The sequence below is a fragment of the Thermus sp. CCB_US3_UF1 genome (assembly GCF_000236585.1).
Classification (GTDB): Bacteria; Deinococcota; Deinococci; order Deinococcales; family Thermaceae; genus Thermus.
This window is the reverse complement of sequence record NC_017278.1, coordinates 1,528,844-1,541,128: the sequence shown is the minus strand read 5'-3', so window position 1 is coordinate 1,541,128 and position 12,285 is coordinate 1,528,844. Positions and strand designations below refer to the sequence as shown.

Sequence of the window (12,285 nt, the reverse complement as noted above, 5' to 3'; positions counted from 1 at the left end):
GCCTTGCGGGGCCTCCTTTTTCTGGTCTTCGTCCTGGCCCTGGCCTCGGCCCAGGTCCTGCCCCCAGGGGGGGGTAGCTACGCCTATTCCGACGGCACCCTCCAGGTCCTCCACCCCATGGGGGAAGGGTTCCGCTTGCGTTACCTCAAGGGGGAGCGGCTTTTCCGGGAGGACCGCCTGCGTCTGGCCCCAGAGGGGGTATACCTCCTGGGGGTGGGCTTTCCCGAGGGGTACTTTCCCTTTGAGCCTCCCCTCCTCCTTTACCCCGCCCGGCTGGAGCTGGGGGCCGCCTGGGGGGGAAGCGCCCGCTTCCGCGCCCAGCGGGTGGCCCTTTCCGCCCGGGTGGAGGGCCTGGAAGGGGTACGGGTGAAGGCGGGGGCCTTCAACGCCTACCGGGTGCGGGTGGCCTACACCACGGAACGGGGCGGGACCGACCTCAAGGAGCTTTACCTGGTCCCGGGCTTGGGCGTAGTGGCCTACCGGGCTGGGGGGTCTTGGGTGGAGCTTTTGCGCTTTAGGCCTGCGCCCTGAGGTAGTAGCGGAGGATCTCCCGGTACATGCGCAGGCGGTGCCAAAGCCCGGGAAGGAGGCCCCGCTTTTCCTCCTTCATCACCTGGCTTACCCCGGGGAGGGGGAGGTAGCGCACCCGCCAGCCCTGCCGCTTGGCGTGCCGGGTGAGGAGGAGTTCCAGGTCGTACCGGGCCCCGGCAAGCCCAGGCACACCCCGCAGGGCCTCGGTCCGCAAGGCCCTCTGCCCGGAAAGGAAGGGGGTGAGGCGCATGGCCAGGTCGGTGGAGAGCCTTCCCCCCTGGAAGACCCCTACGGTCATCTCCGCCTCCCCCCGGGCCACGGGTTCCAGGAGGGCCTGGAGGTGTTCGGGCTGGAGGCCCAAGAGGTCCGCATCCAGGAGGAGGACCAGGGGGGTGGCCACCCGCTTGAGCCCGGCGGCGATGGCCCCCCCCTTGCCCTGGTTTTGGGGAAGGCGCACCACCAAGGCCCCGGCCCCTTCCGCCACCTGGGCGGTGCGGTCCTGGGAGCCGTCGTCCGCCACCACCACGGGGAGGCCAGCCTCCTTGGCCACCCGCACCACCTGGGCCAAGGTGGCCTCCTCGTTGTAAGCGGGGATGAGAACCGTGGCCTCCATCTAGCCCCCCAGGAGGCGGCGCAGGTCCTGGAAGGTGACCAGGAGGACCAGGAAGATGAGGAAGAGGAAGCCCAGGTAGTGGACCATGGCCTCCTGCTCCGGGCGGATGCGCACCAGCCGGGAGAGGAAGAGGAGGAGGATCCGCCCCCCGTCCAGGGCGGGGATGGGCAGGAGGTTGAAAAGGGCCAGGGAGAGGTTGATGGCCGCGGCCAGCTCCACCAGGCGGAAGAGGCCTTCCTGGGCTGCCCGGCCCGTTTCCGCCACGATGCCCACCGGGCCCATGACCCCGCTGTTGGGGTTGCCCGTCAGGACCCCGAAAAGCCCGCCCACCAGGGCCTTGACCATCTGGGGCCCGAAGGCCAGGGTGCGGCTTGCGGCCAGGGCCAGGCCCTCCCCGAAGCCCACCTTCCGGTAAGCCACCTCGGGCTGGTAGACCACCCCGAGCCGCTCCATCCCTTCCCGCCAGGCCAGCCTCAGGCTCACCTCCTCTGCCCCCCGGCGCAGGGTGAGGGTGTGCTCCCCGGGGGTCTTGACCCGCTCGATCTCCTGGGGGGTGGAAAGGGGTTTTCCGTCCACGGCCAGGAGGATGTCCCCGGCCCTAAGCCCCGCGGCTTCGGCCACGCTACCCGGGAGAACCTCGAGGATCACCGCCCGCCCTGTGGCCTCCGGCACCCCCTGGGCGCTGAAGAGGTAGGCCAGGAGGCCCCAGGCCAGGAGGATGTTCATCGCCACCCCGGCCACCATGATGAGGAGCTTGCCGGGGAAAGGAAGGGCGTCGTACCCCCGGCCCCGCTCCTCGGGCAGGAGGCCCTCAATGTCCGCGTACCCTCCCAAGGGGATGGCGGAAAGCCGCCACTCCGTCCCCCAGGCCTGCCGCCGCCAAAGCACGGGGCCGAAACCCACGCTGAAGGCCTTAACCCGGACCCCCTGGACCCGAGCGGCCAGGTAGTGCCCCAGCTCGTGGACGAAGACGCTCACCCCGATGATGATCAAAAACCACAGCAGGCTCATGCCCACCTCTTGGCCTCCTCCCGGGCCCATGCGTCCACGGCGAAGAGGTTCTCCCATGTTAGGGGAAGGTCCGGGGTCCTTTCCAGGACCTTGGCCAACACTTCCGCGATGCGGGGGAAGGGCAACTGGCCCTGGAGGAAGGCCTCCACCGCCACCTCATCCGCGGCGGAGACCGCCGCCTGGGCCACCCCGCCCCGCCGGCCGGCCTCGTAGGCCACCTCCAGGGCGGGGAAGCGCTTGGGGTCCGGCTCCAGGAACTCCAACACCCCCGGTATGGGCAGGTCCCGCAAGGGGGTTTCCCCCCGCTCGGGGTAGGAGAGGGCGTACTGGATGGGTAGGCGCATGTCCGTGGGCCCGAGCTGGGCCTTGAGGCTCCCGTCCACGAAACGCACCAGGCCGTGCACGTAGGCCTGGGGGTGGACCAGCACCCGGACCCTTTCCAAGGGGAAGCGGAAGAGTTCCTTGGCCTCCAGGACCTCGAGGCCCTTGTTGAAGAGGGTGGCGGAGTCCACGGTGACCTTGGGCCCCATCCTCCAACGGGGGTGGGCCAGGGCCATCTCCGGGGTGACCTGGGAGAGGTCCTGGGGTTCCCGCAGGAAGGGCCCGCCGCTGGCGGTGAGGATGAGTTCGGCCACATCCTCCCGCCTTTCGCCCAGAAGGGCCTGGAAAAGGGCGGAGTGCTCCGAGTCCACGGGGAGGACCTCCGCCTTGCCCCTTTCCACCTCCTGCCACAGAAGGGGGCCTGCGGCCACCATGGCCTCCTTGTTGGCCAGGGCGATGCGTTTTCCCGTCTGGGCCGCCACCCGGGTGGGGGAGAGGCCGGCCAGGCCCGGGATGGCGGCCACGGCCACCTCGGCCTCCAGGGCGGCCACCTCCTCGGCGGAGGCCAGGCGGAGCCAGGGAAAGCGGGCCTTGAGCTCGCCGTGGAGGGCTTCGTCCGCCGCCACCCGTTCGGGCCGCCACTCGGCGATCTGCTGGGAAAGGGCTTCCAGGTTCCGCCCTGCCGCCAGGCCCACCACCCGGTAACCCCGCCAACGGCAGACCTCCAGGGCCTGCCGGCCAATGGAACCCGTGGAACCGAGGATCACGACCCGTTTCATGTGAAGAGCACCACCAGGTAGTAGGTGAGGGGCAGGGTGAAGAGGAGGCTATCGATCCGGTCCAAAAGCCCCCCGTGCCCCGGCAGGAACCGTCCCGAGTCCTTCACCCCACAGTACCGCTTCAGCATGGATTCCGCCAGGTCCCCAAGCTGGGCGGCCAGGGAGAGGAGGAGGCTGAAAAACCAAAGCTCCAGAAGGCCAAAGGGGAAAACCTCCCGCACCAGGCCCGTGTAGGCCACCAGGGCCAGGAAGCTGACCAGGATCCCCCCCATGGACCCCTCCACCGTCTTCCCCGGGCTGATCTCCGGGGCCAGCTTCCTCTTGCCCCAGGCCCGCCCCACGAAGTAGGCCCCGATGTCGGTGGCGAAGCTGGCCACAATGGGCAGGCTGAGGGTCCAAAGCCCCAGGGCGCCGTCGGGGGTTTCCCTGAGGAGGAGGACATAGCCCAGGCTCCAGGGCAGGTAGAGGAAGGCCAGGAGGGTGAAGGCGAAGCGGGTAAGGTCGGCCCCCTTGAGGAGTTCGTAGCTGAAGCTGGCCATGACGAAAAGCCCCAGGCCCACCTCCCGCCAGGGCACCTGGGGGAAGTGCCAGTACAGCTGGGGCAGGGAGAAGAGGAAAAGCCCCACCCCTCCCAGGAAGAGGAAGGGCAGGTTCAGGCCGATACCCCGCCGGGCCAGCATCTCCTTCAGCTCCAGGCTTCCCAGCCAGAGCACCAGGACCAGGGTGGGCAGGACCAAAGGCAGTCCGGCCCAAAGGACAAAGAGGAGAAGGGCCGCCCCCACCAGGGCGGAGGCCACGCGGGTAGGCAACTCCTCTGGGTTTCCCCTCACCCCGCACCTCCTCTTGGAAGCAGGGTGGGGGGCACTAGCCCAGGATCTCCTGCTCCTTCTTCTCCGCCAGGGCGTCGGCCTTGGCGATGAACTCGTCGGTGATCTTCTGGATCTCCGCCTCGGCTCGCTTGGTGTCGTCCTCGGAGAGGTGGAGTTCCTTGGCCAGCTTCTTCAGCTTTTCCAGGGCCTCGCGGCGCACGTTGCGGATGGCGATCCGCCCCTCCTCGGCCATGTGGCGGGCAGCCTTGACCAGCTCCTTGCGCCTCTCCTCCGTCAGGGGGGGGATGTTGATGTAGAGGGCATCCCCCTTGTTGGCCGGGTTCAGGCCCAGGTCGGAGTCGCGGATGGCCTTCTCAATGGCCTTGAGGGCGTTCTGGTCCCAGGACTGCACCACCAGGGTCCTGGCGTCGGGGGCGCTCACGGTGGCGATCTGCGACAGGGGTACGTGGGTGCCGTAGTACTCCACCTTGAGGTGGAGGAGCAGGGCAGGGTTGGCCCGCCCGGTGCGCAGGCCGGCCAGGTTGTGCTCCAGGGCCTCGAGGCTCTTTTGCATGTGGCTTCGGGTTTCCGCGTAGAGGTCCTTTAGGTTCATGCTCCCTCCTTTCGGGCGCTTAGCCGTGGATCAGCGTGCCCACCTTTTCCCCCTGGATAATACCCACCAGGGCGCCCGGCTTGAAGATGTCAAAGACCAGGATGGGGAGGCCCGCCTCCATGCACAGGGTGATGGCGGTGGTGTCCATGACCTGGAGGCCGCGGTTGAGCACCTCCAGATAGCTAAGCTCCTCAAAGCGGACGGCGTTGGGGTTCTTGCGGGGGTCGTCGGAGTAGACCCCGTCCACCTTGTTTTTGGCCATGAGGACCGCCTCGGCCCCCACCTCCAGGGCCCGTAGGGCGGCGGCGGTGTCGGTGGAGAAAAAGGGGTTGCCCGTGCCCCCACCGAAGATGACGATGCGCTCCTTCTCCAGATGGCGCAGGGCCCGGCGGCGGATGTAGGGCTCGGCCACCTGGGTGATGGTGAGGGCGGTCTGGACCCGGGTGGGCACCCCCAGGGCTTCCAGGGCGTCCTGGAGGGCCAGGGCGTTCATGATGGTGGCCAGCATGCCGATGTAATCGGCGGTGGCCCGGTCCATCCCCACCCCCTGGCGGGCCCCCCGCCAAAGGTTCCCCGCCCCGATGACGATGGCCAGCTGCACCCCGGTGTCGTAGGCGGCTTTGATCTCCCGGGCCAGGGCCTTGGTGGCCTCGGGCTCTATGCCGAAGCCGTTGGAGGTGAGGAACTCGCCGGAAAGCTTGAGGAGAACGCGTTTGTACTTCATGGCTTTAGGGAAAGCCGGGGCCCCTTTGCCGTAGGGCCCCGGCCTGGCCTCATGGCTTAGGCTCCCAGCTCAAAGCGGCAGAAGCGCCGCACCACGATGTTTTCCCCAATCTTGGCGATGGCCTGCTGGAGGAGCTCCTTGACCTTGACCTTGTCGTCCTTGACGAAGGGCTGCTCCAGGAGGACCACCTCTTCCAAGTACTTCTTGAGCCGCCCCTCGGCGATCTTCTCGGCGATGGGCTGGGGCTTCCCCTCGTTGAGGGCGGCCTGGATGTAGATCTGCCGTTCCTTCTCCAGCTCCTCGGCGGGGATCTCCTCGGCGGAGAGGTAGCGGGGGTTCATCATGGCGATGTGCATGGCCAGGTCCCGGGCCAGGTTCTGGAAGAGCTCGTTGCGGGCCACGAAGTCCGTTTCGCAGTTGAGCTCCACCAGCACCCCCACCCGCTGGTTGTGGTGGACATAGTGGCCGATGACCCCTTCCCGCGCCTCCCGGTCGGCCTTCTTGGCCGCCTTCATGGCCCCCCGCTCGCGGAGGAGCTGCACTGCCTTTTCCTCGTCCCAGCCAGCGTCCTCGAGGGCCTTCTTCACGTCCATCATCCCGGCCCCCGTGGCCTCGCGGAGCTTCTTGATGAGTTCGGTCTGGCTCATGCTTCCACCTCGTCCTCGCCGTAGGACTCCCCGGTCTCCTCCTGGGCCTGGCGCTCCGCCTCCTCCACTAGGGCGTAGGAGGGGGAGGGCTCCACCACCCCGCCCCGGGCCTGGATGATGAGGTCGGCTGCCCGGGAGAGGATGAGTTGGATGGAGCGGATGGCGTCGTCGTTGCCGGGAATGATGTAGTCCACCAGGTCGGGGTCGGAGTCGGTGTCGGCCAGGGCGATCACGGGGATGAAGAGCTTCCGGGCCTCCCGCACGGCGATGGCCTCCTTGGTGGGGTCCACGACAAAGATGGCGTCGGGAAGGCGCTTCAGGCGCCGGAAGCCGGAGAGGTACTTCTGGAGACGCTCCAACTCGTGCTTGAGGCGCACCTGCTCCTTCTTGGGCCGTTCCTGCAGGTCCTCAGAGGCGAAGAGGGCCTCCAGCTCCTCCAGGCGGTTCACCCGCTGGGCGATGGTCTTGAAGTTGGTGAGCATCCCACCCAGCCAGCGCTGGTTCACGTAGGGCATCCCCGCCCGGTCCGCCTCCATGCGCACGATGTCCTGGGCCTGCTTCTTGGTGCCCACGAAGAGCACGGTGCCCCCGCGCATGGCCAGGTCCTCGAGGAAGCGGAAGGTCCGCTCCAGCTCCACCATGGTCTTCTGCAGATCAATGATGTGGATGCCGTTGCGCTCCGCGTAGATGTAGCGGCCAAACTTGGGGTTCCAGCGCTTGCGCTCGTGGCCGAAGTGGACCCCCGCCTCCAGAAGTTCCTTAACGCTGATGTTTACCGGCATATTCCTCCCATTCGGGGAAGGTTGGGCGTGGCGTTACCTGTGCGCCGGCCTCTTTCCCGCGGGACCTTCCCCTACCCGCGGGCTGGTCCGGCACACCTCTCCGATTATAGGCCCCGCCGGCCCTTTGCGTAAGCCCCCCGTTTGCGCTATACTCCCCTAGGCTTGGGGCGGTAGCTCAGAGGGAGAGCACCCGCCTTGCAAGCGGGAGGTCAGGGGTTCAAATCCCCTCCGCTCCACCAAGTCCGGCAGGCAAAGCTTCACCCCCCGGTAGCGTGGCCGGGGGCCTTTTGTTTCCTAAGCGAAAGGCCCCCCTATGATGAGGCCATGCCCTTGCGGTTGCTGGTCCTGGGCGGGGGAAACCGGGGCCTGGCCTACGCCCGGCTGGCCGCCTCCCTGGGGGCGCGGATCGTGGGGGTGGCCGACCCGAGGCCAGAGAGGCGGGAGGCGTTTAGGAGGGCCTTTGGGGTGGAGCGGGTCTTTGCCGACTGGCGGGAGGCGGTGGAGGCTCCTCCCATGGGGGAGGGGGCGGTGGTGGCCCTGCCGGACCGGCTGCACAAGGAGGCGGCGGTGGCCCTGATGGAGCGGGGGTACCACCTCCTCCTGGAGAAGCCCATCGCGCCCACCTGGCCCGAGGTGGCGGAGGTGGCGGAGGCCAAGGCCCGCACGGGGCGGATGGTGGCGGTGGCCCATGTGCTGCGGTATACCCCATATGCCCAGGCCCTGAAGGCCCTGTTGGCGGAGGGGGGGATTGGGGAGCCGGTTTCGGTGCAACACCTGGAACCGGTGGGGCACTGGCACTTTGCCCACAGCTTTGTGCGGGGGAACTGGCGGAGGGAAGGGGAGTCCAGCCCTTTTTTGCTGGCCAAGAGCGTGCACGACCTGGACTGGTTGCTTTTTCTCCTGCCTGGGGAGGTGGCGCGGGTGGCCTCCTTTGGGGGGCTATACCACTTTCGCCCGGAGAGAAGGCCGGAGGGGGCGGGGGAGAGGTGCCTGGCTTGCCCGGAGGGGGTGGAGCGGGCCTGCCCTTTTTCTGCGCGGAGGATCTACCTGGAGGCCTACGAACGTGGGGAACGGGGCTGGCCTTTGGACGTGGTGGCCTACCCGGTGACGCGGGAGGGGCTGGAGCGGGCCCTATGGGAGGGGCCGTACGGGGAGTGCGTGTACCTGGGGCGGAACGACGTGGCGGACCACCAGGTGGTGGCGCTGGAATACCGGGACGGGCGGACGGCGAGCCTGCACGCGGAGGGGCTGTCGTGGATGCGGTTTAGGGAGACGCGGGTGTTTGGGACGGAGGGGGAGGTGCATGGGGACGGGCGGCGGCTGAGGGTGAGGCACTACCTGAAGGGGGAGTGGGTGGTGGATGTGGGGGGGGAGGGGGAGGGGTCCATCCGCACGGGGCACGGGGGCGGGGACCTAGGGCTGGTGCGGGCGTTTTTGGCGGCCCTGGAGGGTGAGGCGGAGGAGGTGCTGGAGCCTTTTGCCGAGGCGGTTTACGCCCATCGCCTCACCTTCTTGGCCGAGGAGGCCAGGAGGACGGGGAGGGTGGTGGAACTGAAAAACCCCCGGCCCTGAGGCCGGGGCGGCTTGGCGGAGAGGGCGGGATTCGAACCCGCGAGGCAGGTTTAAGCCCGCCTACACGATTTCCAGTCGTGTCCCTTCAGCCGCTCGGGCACCTCTCCAAGCGCCAAAGATGAGTGTAGCAAGGCCCTTTGGGGGCGTCAAGTAAGCTGGGGGTGTGCGGGTGGTGGTGGCCCACGAAAACCTGGACTTTGACGCCCTGGGTTCCATGGTGCTGGCGGGGAAGCTTTTCCCCGGGAGCCTGTTGGCCCTGGTGGGGGGCCTCGAGGGCCCCCTGAAGGACCTGGCGCCCCTCCTGGAGGACCGCCTGGACCTGGTGCCCGCGTCGGAGGTGCCCCTGGACCGGGTTTCCGAGCTCATCCTGGTGGATAATGCCCGCCCGGAGCGCATCGGCCCCTTCCGCGCCCTGGTGGGCCGGGTTCCCTGCCAGGTCTTTGACCACCACCCCCCTGCCCCCGGGGATGTGCCCGCCGTGGGGGGAAGGGTGGCCCCGGTGGGGGCTGCGGTCAGCCTCCTCGTCCCCCTGTTGCGGGAGCGGGGGCTGGGCCTCACCCCCCTGGAGGCCACTTTGGCCTACGCCGGCCTGTGGGAGGACACCGGGGGGTTTAGCTTCCCCTCCACCACCCCCCTGGACCTGGAGGCGGCCTGGGAGCTGGCCCGGATGGGGGCCGAGATCCCCCGGGTGCGGGAATGGGTCCGGCCCCACCTGGGGGAGGAGGCCCGGGCGGTCCTGCGGGCCCTTTTGCGCACCGCCCAGGTGGTGGAACGGGAAGGCTTCCGCCTCCTCCTGGCCCGGGCCAAGGAGGAAGGGTACGTGCCCGCCCTGGCCCCCCTGGCCCATACCCTTCTGGACCTCCACGAGGCGGATGGGGTCCTCCTGGTGCTCCGCCTGGGGCGGGAGGTGCTCCTCATAGCCCGGAGCAAGGCGCGGCTGGACGTGGGGCGGTGGCTTTCCCAGGTGGGGGGAGGGGGGCATCCGCGGGCGGCCTTCGCCCGGGTGCGGGGGGTGCGGCATGCGGTGCGCCACCTCTTGGAAAGCCTCCCCCGCTACCTGGACCCGGAACCCACCCTGCGAGAGGTCATGACCGCCCCCGTGGAAACCCTGGCCCCTACCACGGTGGGGGAGGCCCTGAGGCTTTTGGAGGAACGGGGGTATGGGGCCATGCCCGTGGCCCTGCCCTTGGAAGGGGGCGGGGTGCGGCTTCTGGGCCTGGCCCGGCGGCGGGACCTGAAGAAGGCGGAACGGCTGGGCTTGGCCCACCACCCCGTGGAGGGCTTCCTGGCCCGGGCGGTGGTCCTGCCCCCGGAAACCCCCCTTTCCCGCATGGAACCCTACCTGAAGGAAGGGGGAGGCCGGGTGCTGGTGGGGGAGCCCCTGGGGGAAGGGTACCGGCTCCTTGGCATCTTCACCCGCACCGACCTGTACCGCAAGGCCCCCTTGGGGGAGAAGCCCGTGGGGGAGAGGATCCTCGAGGCCCTGCCCGAAGGGGCCAGGCGGGTCCTCCTGGCCTTGAAGGAGGCCTTCCCCCAAGGGGTGTACCTGGTGGGGGGGGCGGTGCGGGATGCCCTTCTAGGGCGCTCGGGGCCGGACGTGGACTTGGTGCTGGAGCCGGGGGTGCGGGTGGGGGAGGTGGCCCGGTTTTTGGCGGAGCGCTTCGGGGGGAGCTATGGCCTCCACTACGGCTTTGGCACGGGGCGGGTGCGGCTTTCCTTCGGCCTGGTGGTGGACCTGGCGGAGAGCCGGGAGGAGGTCTACCCCTATCCCGGGGCCCTGCCCCAGGTGCGCCCCGCCCCCATCGCCAAGGACTTGGAGCGGCGGGACTATACCGTGAACGCCATGGCCCTCTCCCTGGCCGCCTGGGAGCTTTTGGACCCCTACGGGGGGCTTAGGGACCTGGAGGCCCGCCTCCTCCGCCCCCTCCACCCCCTTTCCTTCGTGGAGGACCCTAGCCGCATCGTGCGGGGGGCGCGTCTGGCCGCCCGGCTCGCCTTCCGCTTCGCCGAGGAGGCCCTCAAGGCCCTGCCGCCCGCCCTCCTTCCCGAGGTCCTTAAGACGGCAAGCCAAAGCCGCCTCCGGGACGAACTCCTCCTCACCCTCGAGGAGGACACCTTCCACCAGGCCCTTAGCCTTTTGCAGGAGCTTTCCGCCCTCCAGGCCCTTTACGGCCTGCGCCTGCCTCCCGCCGAGCCCTTCGGGCGGCTTAGGCCCTCCCCGGAGGAACCCCAGGCGGAAAGGCTTCTCCTCGAGGCCCGCCTCCTCCTCCTCCTCTATTTCCAGGAGGCTCCCCTGGAGCGGGCCCAGGCCCTGGGGATACCCAAGCGCCTGCAGGAGGCCCTGGGCCTTCTCCTGCGGGCGGCCCGGGGGGAGGAGGTGGAGCGGGAGGCCCTGGGGAGGGAGCCCCTCCGGGGGGCTTTCCTGGCCCTCTTCCCCGAAAAGGAAGCCTGGCTGAGGGAAAAACGCCGGGTCCTTATGGGACGGGACCTCCTCAGCCTGGGGATGAGGCCTGGGCCCCAGGTGGGGGAGGTCCTGCGCCGGGTGGCGGAGGCCCGGGCCCGGGGCGAGGTCAAGACCTTTGAGGAGGAGCTGGCCTTAGCCCGTAAACTGGTGGGCGATGGGACTCTTTCCCCTCCTCGCTGACCCTCCGGTCTTCCTGGTGGCCCTGGCCCTGGCCCTTCTGGGCCTCGTGCTGCACAACCTCTTCCAGGCCTACCTGGCCGACCGCTACGGGGAAACCGCCCCCAGGCGCTACGGCTTTCTCTCCGCGGACCTGCGGGTCCACCTGGAGCCCTTGGGCCTGGTCTTCCTGGTCCTTCTGGGCTTTGGCTGGCCCCGGCCCGTGCCCACCCACCTCCCTGGGCGCAAGGGGGCCTTCGTGGCCCTGATGGGGCCCCTGGGTTTTTTCCTGGCCGCTTTTTTTTATGGCCTTCTGGCCCGCTTCCTCCCCTACCCCTTCGGGGAGGGCCTTGGGGTAGCCCAGCGCCTCATGCTCCTCCATGCCGCCATCTACCTCTTCCCCGTGCCACCCTTGGATGGGGCTAAGGCCCTTTACGCCGTGGGCGGCTACGAGGCCCGGCGCTTCCTGGACCAGCTTTCCGCCTATGGCCCCATCGGCTTTCTCCTCATCTTCCTGGTCCTCTCCTACACCGGGGTCACCGGGGCGGTGGTGCAGGGCCTTGCTAGCCTTCTCGGCCTCCTCTACCGGGCCATGGGCCTATGATCGCCCTCCTGCAGCAAGACCCCGGGGCCTTCCTCCTGGCCTTCACCGCCTTGGCCTTCAGCCTGGCCCTCCACGAGTGGGGCCATGCCTACGCTGCCTTTCGCTTTGGCGATGGGACCGCCAAGGCCCAGGGCCGCCTCACCCTAAACCCCTTGAGGCACCTGGACCCCTTGGGTACCCTCCTTCTCCTCCTGGTGGGCTTCGGCTGGGCCAAGCCTGTGCCCGTCAACCCCTCGGCCTTCCGCGCCTACCGCCTGGGGCTTTTTGCGGTTTCCGTGGCCGGCATTCTCCTCAACCTGGCCTTGGCCGTGCTCCTGGCCCTGCTGGTCAGGGGCCTCTTGGCCCTGGACCCCTTGGGGGTGGCCTTGACCTTCGGGGGAGAGGGGAAGACCCCCCTCGGCCTTCTGGCCCTGGCCGCCTTCTACGCCAGCTCGGTGAACCTGGTCCTCGCGGTCTTCAACCTCTTGCCCATCCCCCCTTTGGACGGGGCCAAGATCCTGCAAAGCCTTCTGCCCCTCCGCTGGCATCCTTGGCTGTGGCGGCTGGAGGGGTACAGTTGGCTTTCCTTTCTCCTCCTCCTCACCGTGCTTCGGGGGCCCGTCCAGGAGGTGTTGGGCTTTGCCCGCCGGGTCTTTTTTGGCTTCTTCTTCGGGTAGCCC

Annotated in this window: 13 protein-coding genes and 2 tRNA genes; 6 read left to right on the top strand and 9 right to left on the bottom strand. The window is 68.8% G+C overall.

The window, feature by feature from the left end; genetic code table 11:
• The first annotated feature begins 3 nt into the window (after nt 1–3).
• Nucleotides 4–531, top strand: a complete 528-nt coding sequence (locus TCCBUS3UF1_RS07645) for a hypothetical protein (RefSeq protein WP_014515941.1) — start codon at nt 4–6, stop codon at nt 529–531.
• Here the strand turns inward: TCCBUS3UF1_RS07645 and TCCBUS3UF1_RS07640 are convergent.
• From TCCBUS3UF1_RS07640 to rpsB, 8 genes are read right to left on the bottom strand one after another with little or no spacing between them, the layout of a single operon-like run.
• Complete coding sequence (locus TCCBUS3UF1_RS07640; protein WP_014515940.1) at nt 515–1,144, bottom strand: glycosyltransferase family 2 protein; 630 nt, start codon at nt 1,142–1,144, stop codon at nt 515–517. The two genes, TCCBUS3UF1_RS07645 and TCCBUS3UF1_RS07640, sit on opposite strands and share 17 nt — an antisense overlap.
• Nucleotides 1,145–2,155: an RIP metalloprotease gene (locus TCCBUS3UF1_RS07635; protein WP_041433828.1), complete on the bottom strand. Its 1,011-nt coding sequence runs from the start codon at nt 2,153–2,155 to the stop codon at nt 1,145–1,147.
• Complete coding sequence (dxr, locus tag TCCBUS3UF1_RS07630) at nt 2,152–3,255, bottom strand: 1-deoxy-D-xylulose-5-phosphate reductoisomerase (RefSeq protein ID WP_041433827.1); 1,104 nt, start codon at nt 3,253–3,255, stop codon at nt 2,152–2,154. The genes TCCBUS3UF1_RS07635 and dxr overlap by 4 nt, the downstream gene beginning before the upstream one ends.
• Complete coding sequence (locus TCCBUS3UF1_RS07625; RefSeq protein ID WP_014515937.1) at nt 3,252–4,085, bottom strand: phosphatidate cytidylyltransferase; 834 nt, start codon at nt 4,083–4,085, stop codon at nt 3,252–3,254. The genes dxr and TCCBUS3UF1_RS07625 overlap by 4 nt, the downstream gene beginning before the upstream one ends.
• A gap of 34 nt (nt 4,086–4,119) precedes the next feature.
• Nucleotides 4,120–4,677: a ribosome recycling factor gene (gene frr / locus TCCBUS3UF1_RS07620; protein ID WP_014515936.1), complete on the bottom strand. Its 558-nt coding sequence runs from the start codon at nt 4,675–4,677 to the stop codon at nt 4,120–4,122.
• Between the two features lie 19 nt (nt 4,678–4,696).
• A complete protein-coding gene (pyrH, locus tag TCCBUS3UF1_RS07615) occupies nt 4,697–5,401 on the bottom strand; it encodes a UMP kinase (protein WP_014515935.1) in 705 nt (234 codons plus the stop codon).
• A 56-nt stretch (nt 5,402–5,457) separates the two neighbouring features.
• Nucleotides 5,458–6,048, bottom strand: coding sequence for a translation elongation factor Ts (gene tsf / locus TCCBUS3UF1_RS07610; protein ID WP_014515934.1), 591 nt, complete (start codon nt 6,046–6,048; stop codon nt 5,458–5,460).
• Nucleotides 6,045–6,830, bottom strand: coding sequence for a 30S ribosomal protein S2 (rpsB, locus tag TCCBUS3UF1_RS07605; RefSeq protein ID WP_014515933.1), 786 nt, complete (start codon nt 6,828–6,830; stop codon nt 6,045–6,047). Before rpsB ends, tsf begins: the two co-directional genes overlap by 4 nt.
• Before the next feature lie 164 nt (nt 6,831–6,994).
• Between rpsB and TCCBUS3UF1_RS07600 the strand changes: the two genes are divergently transcribed.
• A tRNA-Ala gene (locus TCCBUS3UF1_RS07600) sits at nt 6,995–7,069 on the top strand.
• 85 nt (nt 7,070–7,154) lie between these two features.
• Nucleotides 7,155–8,402, top strand: a complete 1,248-nt coding sequence (locus TCCBUS3UF1_RS07595) for a Gfo/Idh/MocA family protein (protein ID WP_014515932.1) — start codon at nt 7,155–7,157, stop codon at nt 8,400–8,402.
• Between the two features lie 13 nt (nt 8,403–8,415).
• Here the strand turns inward: TCCBUS3UF1_RS07595 and TCCBUS3UF1_RS07590 are convergent.
• A tRNA-Ser gene (locus TCCBUS3UF1_RS07590) sits at nt 8,416–8,509 on the bottom strand.
• A 56-nt stretch (nt 8,510–8,565) separates the two neighbouring features.
• On the opposite strand from TCCBUS3UF1_RS07590, the gene TCCBUS3UF1_RS07585 reads away from it, so the two are divergent.
• The 3 genes from TCCBUS3UF1_RS07585 to TCCBUS3UF1_RS07575 are packed head-to-tail and all read left to right on the top strand — an operon-like array spanning nt 8,566 to nt 12,282.
• Nucleotides 8,566–11,046, top strand: a complete 2,481-nt coding sequence (locus tag TCCBUS3UF1_RS07585) for a CBS domain-containing protein (RefSeq protein WP_041433826.1) — start codon at nt 8,566–8,568, stop codon at nt 11,044–11,046.
• Nucleotides 11,021–11,626, top strand: a complete 606-nt coding sequence (locus TCCBUS3UF1_RS07580; protein WP_014515930.1) for a membrane protein — start codon at nt 11,021–11,023, stop codon at nt 11,624–11,626. The genes TCCBUS3UF1_RS07585 and TCCBUS3UF1_RS07580 overlap by 26 nt, the downstream gene beginning before the upstream one ends.
• Nucleotides 11,623–12,282, top strand: coding sequence for a site-2 protease family protein (locus TCCBUS3UF1_RS07575; RefSeq protein ID WP_014515929.1), 660 nt, complete (start codon nt 11,623–11,625; stop codon nt 12,280–12,282). The genes TCCBUS3UF1_RS07580 and TCCBUS3UF1_RS07575 overlap by 4 nt, the downstream gene beginning before the upstream one ends.
• Nucleotides 12,283–12,285 lie beyond the last annotated feature (3 nt).

Excerpts from the sequence above, each read along its gene's own strand:
- tsf (WP_014515934.1), bottom strand. The coding sequence starts at position 6,048 with ATGAGCCAGACCGAACTCATCAAGAAGCTCCGCGAGGCCACGGGGGCC.
- dxr (WP_041433827.1), bottom strand. The coding sequence starts at position 3,255 with ATGAAACGGGTCGTGATCCTCGGTTCCACGGGTTCCATTGGCCGGCAG.
- TCCBUS3UF1_RS07575 (WP_014515929.1), top strand. The coding sequence starts at position 11,623 with ATGATCGCCCTCCTGCAGCAAGACCCCGGGGCCTTCCTCCTGGCCTTC.
- rpsB (WP_014515933.1), bottom strand. The coding sequence starts at position 6,830 with ATGCCGGTAAACATCAGCGTTAAGGAACTTCTGGAGGCGGGGGTCCAC.
- frr (WP_014515936.1), bottom strand. The coding sequence starts at position 4,677 with ATGAACCTAAAGGACCTCTACGCGGAAACCCGAAGCCACATGCAAAAG.
- TCCBUS3UF1_RS07640 (WP_014515940.1), bottom strand. The coding sequence starts at position 1,144 with ATGGAGGCCACGGTTCTCATCCCCGCTTACAACGAGGAGGCCACCTTG.
- TCCBUS3UF1_RS07580 (WP_014515930.1), top strand. The coding sequence starts at position 11,021 with ATGGGACTCTTTCCCCTCCTCGCTGACCCTCCGGTCTTCCTGGTGGCC.
- TCCBUS3UF1_RS07635 (WP_041433828.1), bottom strand. The coding sequence starts at position 2,155 with ATGAGCCTGCTGTGGTTTTTGATCATCATCGGGGTGAGCGTCTTCGTC.
- pyrH (WP_014515935.1), bottom strand. The coding sequence starts at position 5,401 with ATGAAGTACAAACGCGTTCTCCTCAAGCTTTCCGGCGAGTTCCTCACC.
- TCCBUS3UF1_RS07595 (WP_014515932.1), top strand. The coding sequence starts at position 7,155 with ATGCCCTTGCGGTTGCTGGTCCTGGGCGGGGGAAACCGGGGCCTGGCC.